12 protein-coding genes are annotated in these 13,287 nt (G+C 40.6%); 4 read left to right on the top strand and 8 right to left on the bottom strand.

From position 1 onward, the window contains the following. Nucleotides 1-19: 19 nt before the first annotated feature. Together ABJF57_RS08850 and ABJF57_RS08855 are read left to right on the top strand one after the other, a co-directional pair. Complete coding sequence (locus tag ABJF57_RS08850) at nt 20-490, top strand: hypothetical protein (protein ID WP_462234383.1); 471 nt, start codon at nt 20-22, stop codon at nt 488-490. Between the two features lie 261 nt (nt 491-751). Continuing rightward, complete coding sequence (locus tag ABJF57_RS08855; RefSeq protein WP_462234385.1) at nt 752-1,576, top strand: M48 family metallopeptidase; 825 nt, start codon at nt 752-754, stop codon at nt 1,574-1,576. Nucleotides 1,577-1,611: 35 nt separating this feature from the next. Here the strand turns inward: ABJF57_RS08855 and ABJF57_RS08860 are convergent, their stop codons facing one another. Continuing rightward, complete coding sequence (locus ABJF57_RS08860) at nt 1,612-2,736, bottom strand: amidohydrolase family protein (RefSeq protein ID WP_462234387.1); 1,125 nt, start codon at nt 2,734-2,736, stop codon at nt 1,612-1,614. Nucleotides 2,737-2,840: 104 nt separating this feature from the next. Between ABJF57_RS08860 and ABJF57_RS08865 the strand changes: the two genes are divergently transcribed. Then, nucleotides 2,841-3,323: a deoxycytidylate deaminase gene (locus ABJF57_RS08865; RefSeq protein WP_462234388.1), complete on the top strand. Its 483-nt coding sequence runs from the start codon at nt 2,841-2,843 to the stop codon at nt 3,321-3,323. Between the two features lie 36 nt (nt 3,324-3,359). Here the strand turns inward: ABJF57_RS08865 and ABJF57_RS08870 are convergent, their stop codons facing one another. The 4 genes from ABJF57_RS08870 to ABJF57_RS08885 all read right to left on the bottom strand — a co-directional run bounded on the left by ABJF57_RS08870 (nt 3,360) and on the right by ABJF57_RS08885 (nt 7,459). Next, nucleotides 3,360-5,303, bottom strand: a complete 1,944-nt coding sequence (locus tag ABJF57_RS08870; RefSeq protein ID WP_462234390.1) for a T9SS type A sorting domain-containing protein — start codon at nt 5,301-5,303, stop codon at nt 3,360-3,362. A 245-nt stretch (nt 5,304-5,548) separates the two neighbouring features. Next, nucleotides 5,549-5,920, bottom strand: a complete 372-nt coding sequence (locus ABJF57_RS08875; RefSeq protein WP_462234392.1) for a cupredoxin domain-containing protein — start codon at nt 5,918-5,920, stop codon at nt 5,549-5,551. Between the two features lie 27 nt (nt 5,921-5,947). Further along, nucleotides 5,948-6,496 carry a carboxymuconolactone decarboxylase family protein gene (locus ABJF57_RS08880; protein WP_462234394.1) on the bottom strand — a complete coding sequence of 183 codons (549 nt, stop codon included), beginning with the start codon at nt 6,494-6,496 and terminating at the stop codon, nt 5,948-5,950. A 99-nt stretch (nt 6,497-6,595) separates the two neighbouring features. Next, a complete protein-coding gene (locus tag ABJF57_RS08885; protein WP_462234396.1) occupies nt 6,596-7,459 on the bottom strand; it encodes an AraC family transcriptional regulator in 864 nt (287 codons plus the stop codon). A gap of 224 nt (nt 7,460-7,683) precedes the next feature. Between ABJF57_RS08885 and ABJF57_RS08890 the strand changes: the two genes are divergently transcribed. After that, on the top strand, nt 7,684-8,706 hold the full coding sequence (locus ABJF57_RS08890; protein ID WP_462234398.1) for an alkaline phosphatase D family protein: 1,023 nt from the start codon (nt 7,684-7,686) through the stop codon (nt 8,704-8,706). Nucleotides 8,707-8,764: 58 nt separating this feature from the next. Here the strand turns inward: ABJF57_RS08890 and ABJF57_RS08895 are convergent, their stop codons facing one another. From ABJF57_RS08895 to ABJF57_RS08905, 3 genes are all read right to left on the bottom strand, one after another. After that, nucleotides 8,765-11,248: a TonB-dependent receptor gene (locus tag ABJF57_RS08895; RefSeq protein WP_462234400.1), complete on the bottom strand. Its 2,484-nt coding sequence runs from the start codon at nt 11,246-11,248 to the stop codon at nt 8,765-8,767. An 85-nt stretch (nt 11,249-11,333) separates the two neighbouring features. Beyond that, nucleotides 11,334-12,587 (bottom strand): sensor histidine kinase, encoded by a 1,254-nt coding sequence (locus ABJF57_RS08900; RefSeq protein ID WP_462234402.1) that lies wholly within the window; start codon nt 12,585-12,587, stop codon nt 11,334-11,336. Further along, nucleotides 12,584-13,264: a response regulator transcription factor gene (locus tag ABJF57_RS08905; RefSeq protein ID WP_462234404.1), complete on the bottom strand. Its 681-nt coding sequence runs from the start codon at nt 13,262-13,264 to the stop codon at nt 12,584-12,586. The genes ABJF57_RS08900 and ABJF57_RS08905 overlap by 4 nt, the downstream gene beginning before the upstream one ends. Between the last annotated feature and the right edge of the window lie 23 nt (nt 13,265-13,287).

Below are 13,287 nucleotides of genomic sequence, written 5' to 3' on the forward strand. Positions count from 1 at the left end.
TTATTGAAAAATCAATCCAATGAATGCTCATCCAAAAGATCAACTTAATGTTATTCGAATTATCCACCTGGCTCTCATCGGTGGTATAGCTTTTTTTTCGCTAGTGGTAGCTTTTCTTATCCTTGGTAAAGAAACAACTTCGAATGAAATTGAGCTGTTTAATTATTTTTCCCCCGCCTTATTTTTCATTGTGATAATCATTCAGGCTCAGATGTTTAAAATCACAATTAAACCTGCCTTAGAAAAAGAAATCCCGCTCAGTAAAAAGTTGGCTACTTTCCAGACAGCTAATATCATCCGCATGGCACTATTGGAAGGATGTGGTTTGTTTGCTGCAGTTGTCGCCCTTCTTAACAATGAAATCCTGCACTTAGTTACTGTTGCACTTACACTAGGGCTAATGTTTGCAAAGCTTCCAACACCTCTCCTTTTAGAGACAGAGATTCAACTTTCCCGAAATGAAAAGGATCAATTAACTGAAGAAGGATGAAAACTCTTTACAGCCAACAGCCCATGCTACAAAACGTTCTGATAGCTTTTACTTTCAGAATAATTCTAGATAAAGACATGCTGGAACCCAAAATCATGTGATCTAGCCAATTATTTTTTTCATGGACTAAAAATCAGTTTTTTGCGTGATGTCATACCAGACTTCAAATCATTCGTTCAATCATATAATTATTAAATCATTCGTCTTCCTATCTTTGGCATTAGGATTGTGATTACCTCCACAAATAAATTTTTCAAACACATGCAGAAGCTAGCTTCCCTTTCATTTCTTCTCATCGCATTATTTCTCGTACAATGCTCAAGCGTTCCTCTCAGTGGGAGATCTCAGCTTGCACTCATCGATAATGACAAAATCTTCCCGATGAGTTTTGAGCAGTACGAACAAGTAAAGAAAGAAAGTGAGATCATTACAGGCACAGATCAAGCACGGATGATCAAAAGAGTTGGCGTGCGCATTCAGCGATCAGTCGAGCAATACTTTGCCGATCAAGGTGAATCAGGATACCTTTCTGATTATAACTGGGAGTTCAATTTAATAGACAATGACAGCACGGTAAATGCCTGGTGTATGCCTGGTGGCAAAGTAGCTTTCTACACAGGTATAATGCCTATTTGTAAAGATGAATTGGGTGTGGCTGTTGTAATGGGACATGAAATAGCTCACGCCATTGCCAATCATGGTCGCGAGCGGATCAGTCAAGGTTACGCTGCACAATTTGGACTATCCGCAGTTAGTATCTTACTGACTGGTGGTGGCACAGGACCATCAGTCCCTGCCGAATTGATTATGCAAGGAGCCGGTGCAGCCACCTCTTTAGGCATCCTTGCCTTCTCTAGAAAGCATGAGTCAGAAGCCGACAAACTAGGCCTCTACTTCATGGCAATGGCTGGTTACAATCCTCAGGAAGCACCTATATTTTGGGAACGCATGGCAGCAAATAGTGGTGGAGAAGCTCCGCCTGAGTTTGTTTCTACTCACCCTTCTCACTCAACACGCATATCAGACTTAAATGCGAATATGCCAAAAGCAATGGAGTATTATCGAGCAAGTGGGGCTAGCAATTAGCTTCCTTATACGTTTGAGTGATTACCATGATTGGATCACTCAAACTGACTCACTTCTAGTCCTGGGATGATTGCACAAGCATTCTTATAGTAAACTTTTTTAAGAATTTCATCAGAGAGGCCCAACCCATACATTCTCCAATAGGCGTGGTATTTCTTGTAGTATGGAAAATACTCATCCTCCGTCTCTAGCACTCGGAAATAAGTATAAAATTCCTCTGGATTATAGGCATCTTTTCCGAACAAGATTCGATCTTGATATTTCTCAAAAAAGGCGTTTGCTCTTTTAGGCTGGCGGCCAAACTCAGCGATGACTGCTCCTATTCCAAAATAAACATTCGGGTACATATCCAGGTGTTTCTCTGCCTTATCCAGGTTGTTTGCCATCCATCCCATGTGAGCATTGACAAACGTAGTGTTTGGATGCTTCTTGAAAATATTGTGCTGTTCTGCGATTATCTGTTCAAAGGGAGCTGGGTTATCTGCCCCTCTTTTTCTTCCAGGTCTAAGTTTCAATTCCAACCATCGTTCATTGTCTGCATTCATTGGATCCCAAAATGACGCTGGATCAGCTGCGTGGATCAATACTGGAATTCCCAACTCTCCGCACTTAGCCCAAACCGGATCAATGCGAGGGTCGTCAATAGCAACTCTATTGCCCTCAGCATCTTGATAGCTTAAGCCCAGGCTTTTATAAATTTTAAGTCCTCTGGCGCCAGCCGCCACATCTTCTTCCAGCTCTTTTACTGCTTTCTTTGTCCAGCCTTTTTCGCCTATGTCTTTGAATGAAACGTTGGTGAATACAATGATTCTGTTAGGCGCCTCACCTTCCACTCTTCTCACCATTCCTGCCAAATATTCTTGCGTTCCAATATCTCTGGTTTCTCGATTAAAACCCCTACCGCTAAGGTTGATCATCGCCCCCATATTCAACTCATCCATTTCTTCTACAAGCGTTGCTATTCGCTCTTTCGTCAGGTTCCATTGATGACTATGAATATCTACGAATGGAAATTTTGCTCTTTTTACAGGGTTTTCCGGAACTACTAGCGTAGATGTCGGATTGTACTCTTCAAAACTCATGGTTTGCTCAGGCGCTGATTCCTGGGCAAAAAGGGAAACGGAGATGATGGTAAAAAAGAAGGCTAGGTTTTTTTTCATGTTACAAGGTTTTTCTAATGACAAGTATACAACTGTCCACCCGCATCGAACGAGACAATTATTTATTTGGTTCGATTTCCCTTCGAGCTGTTTAATTTCGCCACATGGAGCGACCCGAATTTGACGATATTTTTATGGAGTTGGCAGTTAATCTTGCCAAACGATCACATTGCATCAAGCGCCATGTTGGAGCAGTGCTTACCAAAGACACGCGAATCATCTCCATAGGATACAATGGCCCACCTTCTGGAACACATAACTGCGACTTGGAGTGGCCTGACGAAGGTTGCCCTAGAGACTCAAAGGGGAGCTGTTCCCTTGCCCTGCATGCGGAGCAAAATGCAATTCTATATGCCGTGAAAAACAAAACAGATGTGGAGGGTGCTACATTATATGTTACCCTATCCCCATGCATAGCCTGCGCACGAATCATCTATACAATGAAAATCAAGAAAGTAGTCTACTTGAAATCGTATGCGGAGTACAAAGGCATTCCAACCGACGAGGGGATTGATTTTCTTCGCAAATTTGGAGTAGAAGCAGATAAGTATGAAGGTTCGTTGGATAATGTATCTGAACTGGTATAAGTAAGACTTCTTTGGATCAAAAGCTCATTCGGCATTTCATCTGACTACCAACTTTTTACGAAGTAAAATTTCTTCGGCAGCAAAGTCGTGTCCAGTGATATGGATGATGTAAACTCCTGCTATCGTTTTTTCAGGAAGATGAAAATTCAAAACTGAATTTCCTAATGGGGATTGCACCACTCGATGGGACAGTACTTCGCCGGAAAGATTCATTAATGAAATGTGGATTTCAGCATGGCAATTTCCAGATAATAAAAATTTAATATGATCATGCGTTGGGTTTGGGAAAAAACGAATGCTGGATTTGAATTTGACATTTACACTTTTCATCTCGGAGTAAGAAGTCCGTCCATCAAAATCTGTCTGCTTAAGTCGATAGTATGACCTTCCGCTCAGCGGTGCATCATCAACCGCGTGATATTTGTGCAGGCTATTGCTGTTTCCCATCCCGTCAATTCTTTTGATGGGAACAAAAACGCGACCATCTCTAGACCGTTCAATAGTGAAAAAATCATTGTTTACTTCTGATAAAGTCATCCAATCCAAAACCACAGTACCGTTACTTTCTAAAAAGTAAGCTGAAAAGCTTACCAACTCTACCGGAAGTGGTTCTCCTTGAAATTCATAGGCACCAATATCCGAATCATCATTGTAACGAGCTCTTCCCAGTATATCCGCGCTTACTCCAATATCCTGACCCGCATCGACCGCTGGTGAAAAATCTCCTGACTCACTCACTGTAAAGTGATACTTACGTAGGGAAAAATCTACGTTATCACCATCCTGAAAGAGTGGGTCTTCGTTGGCGATGTTATTGGATGTCCGAGTCTGATTGAAAGAGGCCACCTTATAGAGGCAGTTTTCAACATCAATATCTGTCGCCGTATTGCTCTCGCCTTCTCGAATATCCCGATCTCCCGAATTCGTCCCATTTATCGCTTGATTGTTCCAAAAAAGGGAATTGATAATGTTGATTGTCACATCGTAGCCCACGGCATTTTCTTTATACTCTATTCCTCCACCCGCTGTATTGCTGGCTATTGAAGTGGCTGTCGTTTCTGCATTGTTGTCTGCAATTGTGCAGTGATAGATATTACTACTGATATCATTCAGATATATGGCTCCACCAAGATCTTCTGCATTATTCTCATAAAACAAACAGTTAGTCAAATCGATTTGGCTATTTGTGTTTAAACCATGAGCATTAATGGCGCCTCCATTATCACCGCTAGTATTTCCATAAAATGTGGAGTTGGTAATACTCAACTGCAAACCTCTGAAACTGATAGCTCCTCCATCGTCAACACCTCCCCCATCTTGTATCGTGCTATTCGAAACAAATGTAGAATTATTTATAGTAACGGCATGGTCTACATTACTACTTGGTATCCAAATGGCTCCTCCGGCTCTAGTCTCTACGGTGTTACCTTCAAAATGAGAATTATTTATGGTCAAAGCTCCTCTGAATGCATAAATAGCACCTCCACCAACCGCAGCATTGTTTACAAAATTGCAATTATTTATCGTCAGAGAGCCAATGGAACTTCCTAAGCGAAATACACCTCCATTCTTCGAGCCTGAAAATCCATTTGCATCATAATCTAAGAAGGAAATATTCGACACGATAGCATCTGGTGAAGGAGAGTTGCCATTAACGTAAGCAAAACGATTTTGCTCTCCTCCTCCATTTGAAAAGACTGCAGTACTTGGTAAGTCAGGACCACTGATATGAATGTTGCGATTTATGGTAATATTTGTTTCTGAGTAAGCCCCAGCTGCAACATTAATAACATCTGTGATGGAACTACTTGTGCTGGATTGATCATGCGCGTATTGTATGGTTGCACAGGGTGCTAAACTGTTTGTGCAGTCACCAGTATCGGTACCAGATGAAGAAACGAATCGATCTGTTTGTCCCATTGTGGAAAGCCAACCGAACAAAAAAAAGAGATATAATAGCTGCCTGTAGTAAATAGTCATTCAATAAGGAGATGATAGTTTCTTAAAACTAGAAACCTGAATGACCACCCGTCTAAATACTCAGGTATACATTATGTGTACAGGCATACTTCTTGAAAAAGAAGGTCGAAAAAGCTAGCTCCGAAAATAGCAGTCTAGACTCAGTACTTCAGATCTAGGTAAGGAATCAGGCAATAGTTACTTAGTCGTGTTGAAACAAAAAAGGGTCACCATGCTGGTGACCCTCATTATCAACTACCCTACGATCACTCTACTATCAATGTGTATAAGGGGGTGGGATTTAAAGGGCAGAAATAAACATACTCCCCTTTGTCTAATACTACTTCTTGAGAACTTGCTTTTTCACCGTCAGCAATTGTTTTGTTGAGGTAGGCATTTTGTACATGGTATTCTTTCTCCGTTTTTCCTTTAGGAGCTATGACAAATCCTAATAAATGATCGACTCCATCATTCTCTACTTCAAAAACGTATGGTTTGCCTGCTTCCAACATTAGTTCTTTTTGTTTGAACTGTCCTTCTGTTTGAACCAAACTCACTGTCTGAGGTTCTTGTGCATTAGCGGCTAGTGTACCTAGTACGGAAAGTGCTAATAGAAATAAAATACTTATTTTGTTCATCTTCTTATTTGTAAATCGATTGCCTATTTATACTAATTCAGCTTCCAATTTTGGAGCTGCTGGGAAGTCCACTGCAAACTGTCCTGAACCATGGATGAAATTGCTAACAATCTTATCTCCTATCACCATGTTGATGTCAATCAAGTTTTCTTTTGTATAGCCTGCTTCGAATAGTCTCGTAACAGCCTCTGCACTTGGCTTGCTTCTGTTCACAGTAATGTCTCTAACAAAGTTTGCCAGCGCATCAATCTTAGCATCAAAAGCTGCTTCGCCAGTTCTAATCTCCAAGATTTGATCATCTGTAAAGCCGTTCATTTTACCTAGTGCTGTATGAGCAGCAAGGCAATACTCACACTCATTTACCTGGCTTACTACCAGGTTGATCACTTCTCTTTCTTTAGCTTTCAGTGACGACTTGCGATTCTGAAAAGTAAGGTAATCTCCAAGTGCTGTTTCACTATGTGCAAATGTTGCATACAAGTTTGGCACAAATCCTAGCTTGCTATTCAGGTTATCGAAGATGACCTGATTGTTTTCAGATACTTCGTTTCTTTCGGGTACGTTAATCGTTTCCATAATTCTATTTTCTTGTTTTAATTTTTCGTTTAAAAGATTATGGTTCAAAGAACGCAGGTCTGATACCTTTAGGTAGTGTCTATTCTTCCCGTAGGTTTATCAATTTTTCCCAATAAGGACTTTTTGTTGATTTTCACGGTACCTGGAGGGAGCAAATTGGGTGTGTTTCTTAAAAAAGCGACTGAAACCAGGGATGTCATGAAACCCTATTTCATAGGCTATTTCCTTGGTGGTTTTGTCAGTATAGCGCAGTAGTCTTTTAGCTTCTAGCAAGATTCGCTCATGTATTGTTTGCAGCGGAGACTTATCACTATACTTTGAAAATGAATTTGATATGGTCTTAGGAGATTTATGAATGAGGTCGGCATAATCTTGAACCTGATGATACTTCTTATAGTGCTGATCCACGAGTACGTTAAACTGTCGGATCAAATCCAACTCCACGTTTTCAAGTTTATCTAGGTTTTCCTGAGTCTTATACGTGCGGGTTAGTTTCACAATGAGGCGCTTCAGAACAACTCTCAACATTTCAGTTTTCAAACTGTCATCCTCCTCATTGAACTCGTCCAGAAAAACCTGAAATATGAGGTTGTGCTTTTCTTGTTGCAACTCATCGAGTGCTATGATGGGGTTTTCTTTTTTCCCGTAGAAGAGCAAACCAGCGCATGAAACTTCATGGTCATGATCAACAATGCAATAAAAATCGCGATTAAACTGCAATGCAATTATTCCGCTTGGATCTTCAAATTGAAAGGATTGACTTACGCTAAATACAATCACATGATTTGACTTAAGCAGTAATTCTTCATCGTCTACAAACACGCACTGATCATCAGCAGTATTCCAGGCGATGGTAAGCAGTCTTTCATCGCTTTCAACAAAAGAGTTTCGTCCGAACGTCTTCTCATCATAGGTAAGTCGCATGATGCCTTCAATGGTACGATCTGTATGGTTCAAAATCATAGGGAAAAATTGTGATTGGACTAAGCAACAAAAAAATTGAGATTTAGATCATTCCAAGTAGAACTTCTTTTCAAATAAACGCCAATGCGGCAGATTTTTGCCCAGTTTATCGTAATCAGGACATTTTCCACAAAACTAGCAGGTAGTCAATGCTGACTTGATCATACATAAAACTTCATCATTTCTTAACTTCAAAATAGCAAAAGCCTTACTAGCTTTCATGCATGAAAAAATCAGGTTTTGTTCTTCTACTCTGTCCCATGCTATTGCTTGCTCAAAGAGCTGATGTAACCACTCAGATGGATATTTCGCGAATTGCATTTGGCTCCTGTAGTAAGCAGAGTCAAACCGATGACCAACTCTGGAGCGAGATCAATTCCTCAAATCCGGATGTATGGATTTGGCTGGGTGACAACATCTATGGCGATACAGAAGATATGAGCATCATGAAGGAAAAGTATGATCTTCAAAAATCGCACCCAGACTATCAAAAATTATTAAAACGTTCTGATGTCATCGGAATATGGGATGATCATGACTATGGCGTCAATGATGGTGGTAAAGAATTCCCTGCCAAGGAAGGAAGCAAAGAAGCACTATTTGAGTTTCTCGATATTGATACGGATCACCCCGCAAGAAAAAGAAAGGGAGTTTATCAATCGTACACCTATCAAAGCGATAATGGAAATGTGAAGGTTATCCTACTGGATACACGATATTTTCGTGATGTCCTGGAATGGGAAAATCCTGGAACCAGAGAAAAGAGATCCATCGCAAATCCTCAAGGAGATATTTTAGGAGACGCTCAATGGGCATGGCTGGAAACACAGCTCCTGGACGAAGAAATTGATTTATTTATTGTTGCCTCTGGCATACAAGTAATCCCTGAAAAACATCGATGGGAAAAGTGGGCGAATTTTCCCAAATCCAGAGCAAAACTGCTAGATCTCATTGCAAAAACCAATGCTCCACTAATTCTTCTTTCCGGAGACAGACACCTGTCTGAGATTTCAAAAATGAACATCACAGGATACCAACATCCTTTGTACGAGTTTACTTCTAGTAGCCTCAACAGTCCTGCGGGAAAAGAAAAAGATACCAATCAGTATCTCATAAAAAAGAAAATCCATGAATCCAATTTTGCCTTGCTTAGTATAAGGTGGGTCAGTAATAACCCTGTCCTTGACATAGTGTATCAAGGCAAGGGTGGGAAAGTGCTGACTGAACATCGGATTCAATACCAATAAAAAACCCTCCCGCCATAAGGCAAAGGAGGGTTATCACCAACTTACTCAAAAAGTTATCTTAAAATTCTCCTCCGCCATCGTCAAAGTCTTCACTTCGATTACCTCTTCTTTCCCTTTGCTTGTTTTGGTTTAACCTATAGGTAAAAGATAAGACCACCGTTGGGCCTCTTCGCCATTGAAACTCCGAATCGGTCGTAAATGTTTCTGTGATTGTTTCTCCCCTATACTTTCGGGTATTGAACAAGTCCCGAGCATTGAAAGCAATTGTTCCATTGTTTTTTAGTACGTCTTTTGACAACCCTACATCAAGGCTTTGAATTGACTTACTGGTTCCTTGTGGTCTGTTTTGAGGTGCACGGTAGAACCAGGAAAGCTGAGCGTTGAAAAGTTTGCTATTTCTATAGAATGCACCCATTCTGGTGGAAACAGTTGTTGCTTGAGCCGAAAATGATTCGCCTCCATCGGTCTGAGAGTTAAAGAAATTTACGTTGCTGTTGAACCTGATCTTTTTATTCAGGTCGTAATTGATATTTGCTTCTACGCCTATATCATCCCTCACACCTAGATTTACTGGAAGTCTTTCCGTAATACCTTCATCTACAGTTCTTTGAATGCGCTGCACAACGTCTGTGGTGTATCTGTAATAAAGCCCTACATAAATACTTGCAGACTTTCTGTTCTGTAAAATCCCCAGCTCGTAGGAGTCTGTAAACTGGGGTTGCAAATCCGGATTCCCAGCGAACAAACTCAGGGGATTACTATAGGTGATAAATGGGTTTAGATTCCTGAATCTAGGTCTGCTAATTCTTCTGCTGTAACTCAACTGTAAGGATGATATTGTGCTGTACTTGTAGGTCAGGTTCGCACTTGGAAACAAACTGAAATAGCTCTGACTATTCGGCTCATATTCCTCACTTGAAGCCTCCACCTGGTTTCGCGGAATCAACTGAGTATCCAGGTTGGTATTTTCCGCCCTTAAGCCTATCTGCCAAGAAAACTTTTCATATTTATTACTCAGAATGCCATAAGCAGCAAATATTCGCTCTTCAAACGAAAAGTTATTTGTTAACGCTATCACCTCCTCAAAATTTTGTTCCAGACCAGAAGCAGAGGAATCGGATTCCACGATGTAATTATTGAAAATCGTTCGACCATTGTACCTGGTGCCTAATTCTAATTTAGCGGCTTTCCCAAACGGATGAACGTAATCCAATTGCATCAACTGGCGATCTTGTCCATTATCGTTTCTTGCTCGCTGAACCAGGTCAAAGGAAGTCCCATCAGAAAAGTTGGTGACATCATCAAACAGGGATTTTTCTGTTTCCTCGCTATCTTGCTGCTGAAGCGTAAATGTTAATTTCTGTCCCTTCCTTTTAAACTCTCGATTGTAATTCAACTCATACTGCCAGTTGACGTCATCTTCATCTTCGTTATCTACTCTGAATCGATCTGAAAATTGTACTCGGTTGCGATTCAGGAAGTTGTATCCCGTTTGTGTCGTATTGTCGCTATTTGAATTCCTATAGGATGCGGCAAGGGTTAACACATTTTTTTCAGAAAAATAGATATCAGAGCCAAAGCGTATATTCTGAGAAAGGCTCTTTCTTTCACGGTCATTGTCCTGGCTAATAAAATAGATAGTATCCGTTTGAGGGTTGTTAAATGAATTATTTGTAAAACCTTGGCCCGGTGAAGTCCTGGCAGTCACCCCATAGTTTACGAACCAATTGATCCAGCCTGTGCGATAATTTACATTTACACTTGCTCCATTATTAGCGGGGAAACCTCCTTGCAGCTGAAAGCTTCCATTGAACCCTTTCGCTTGATCTTTCTTTAAAATGATATTAATTATTCCAGCACCACCTTCTGCATCATACCTGGCCGAAGGATTTGTAACTATTTCAACACGCTCGATAAGATTCCCTTGCAACTGCTGAAGACCTCCCGTTCCTGAAAGTCCAATCAGTCCTGATGGCTTACCATCAATGAGTATTTGTACGTTTTCACTACCTCTCAATGCCACATTACCGTCTACGTCTACCTCTACAGAGGGGAGGTTGGCTAATAAGTCTGATGCGCTACCACCGAGGTTGCTTAAGTCTTTCCCAATATTGTAGACTTTTTTGTCCAGCGTAAGCTCCATTTGCGTACGCTCTGCCTGCACCACTACTTCATTCAGTAGCTTTTCATCTTCCTTAATTGAAACATCCCCTGCGTTGTATATTTTGTTTTTCTTGGTAATGGAAATATCGGAAAGGATCATTTCCTGAAATCCCATGAATTGTACTTTTAGATAATATTTACCCGGCACAACTGGAATGTTGAAAATTCCATCGGCGTCCGTCAATCCACCTGCAACTAACGATGAATCCGCTTCAGCAAAAACACTGACAGTAGCAAATTCAAGTGGCTGCCCTGTCCCATCAATGAGTAGCTTTCCTTTAATGGCATATGGTGCTGCAGCTTGATCTTTTAAAGCTTGGCTAAACCCGATTAAAACAATGAATAGCAAGCTGATAAATAAATGAATCTTAATTTTCATGATACAAGACTAACACCTATATCTGAAGTATGTTTGAGTGAAATTTGAAGCAAATCTGAAGATTACAAAATGTTTCTATTTACGGTCAAAACAGAACATGAATGGTATGTGATTCATCTAGATTTTCGTAGCACAATTCATAATCGTAGAGATCACAAATTTTCTTAACAATGGCAAGCCCCAGTCCCATGGATTTGGCACTTTGATTTGACTTTTTAAATCTTCGAAACAACTCACGGGTCGGGATCTCCAGTTGAGGCCCGGTATTGACGATCTTTAACTGATCCGATTTCAGGGAGATCTGAAGTTCACCCCCCTCCCAATTATGTCGGATTGCATTATTTATCAGGTTGGTTAAAAGAAGCTCTATGAGAACACGGTCTGCCTGCACCAAAACACCCTGCGTTACCTCCTCCACTTTTTTAATTCCCTTGAGTTCAATTAACTCCTTGAACTCCTCTAACATTTGCTCCAACGTAACCGAAAGGTCTATAGTCGCTTCATCTGCAAATTCTCGATTATCAATCTTGGTTATCAGCGAAAGCGCATTACCTAAATGACTGAGCCTTTTTATGGTGTTTTGAGCAAAACTGAGTTGCTGTATTTGCTCTTCGGTAAGGTTGTCACCATCCATCAATACCTCCAGCTTGCTCTGGACTATTGCAATTGGCGTTTGGATTTCATGTGAGGCATTCTCTGAAAATTCTTTGAGTGATTGATAGTCAGATTTCACCTTATTGGTCATATCCATCAGAAAGTCATTCAGTCGCCTAAACTCCACTACCCTGGAATTTGGAAAATTGAGCTCTTGATCTGGCTTGGTTAACGAGAAGCTTTTTATAACTGCCAATGTATCGTTGAATGGTCGCAAGACATAATAAGATGCTAGAAAGCCTATGATCAATACTGCTGCTAGCAAAATGAGATACATGGTTACTAATGACTCTATCAATCCATCTCTCACGTCATCGGCCTCAACAATAATATCGTAGAGACTTATCTCATAGCTTTTTCCATTGATATTTCTAATTGCGTTGAGCAGCAAATGTGGCTCCAGTCGCTCAAGCTGACTATGCATAACCAATGTGTCGGAAAAAGATTGCCGCTCTTGTTGAAAACTATCAAGAGGGATGACCATCATTTTAGTCCACTTCAAAGTGTCATCAGGAGGTTTTCTTTCCAGCCTTATTTGCATTCTATCCAGACGCTCGCTTAGGAATCTCTCCTGTTCAATGTTTACTTCACCTAAAAGGATATTGTAGCTAATAACACCACCGATTAAGAAAACGACCAGCGAAACCAGCACGAATAATACCGTTATTCGAACAATTAGATTCATGATTCTTCTTTCATTTTGTAACCCGCTCCATATACTGTTTTCAAATAGTCATTTCCCCCTACACTGATGATTTTTTTTCGCAGGTTCTTTATGTGCTGATAGACAAAATCGAATGAATCCATGGTATCCATATAATCACCCCAAAGGTGCTCAGCGATCGCTTGTTTGGTCAATAGTCGATTTTGATTTACGATAAAATAATGAAGCAATTCATACTCCTTCCGGGTCAAATCAAGCGCTGTATTATGAACCCTAGCTTCATGGTTCTCCAGATTCAGCTCAATCTCTTTGAAGTCAATCGTCCGCTTACCTTCTTGTTTTCTGCGTCTATAAACTGCGTTTGCACGGGCATTGAGCTCCGCTAAATGAAACGGTTTAGGTAAGTAGTCATCAGCGCCCCTCTCCAGGCCTTGGAGTTTATCTGTTAAGGCATTCTTTGCCGAGATAATGACTACACCCATTTCGGGCCAGTTTTCTTTCACCTCTTTCAGGAGTGATAAACCATCTCCATCCGGTAACATCAAATCCAATAGCAAGACGTCATATGAAAATGCATACAACTTATCAGTTGCTTTAGAAAAGTTGGCAGCTACTTCACACACATCACCTTCCTTCGAAAAATAACTGCAAACGCTGGACGCTAATTGTTCCTCATCTTCTACTAAAAGCAATTTCATGCAACAAACTTACTTGCTCATTC

It is taken from the genome of Ekhidna sp. (assembly GCF_039940915.1).
In the GTDB taxonomy this organism is placed as follows: domain Bacteria; phylum Bacteroidota; class Bacteroidia; order Cytophagales; family Cyclobacteriaceae; genus Ekhidna.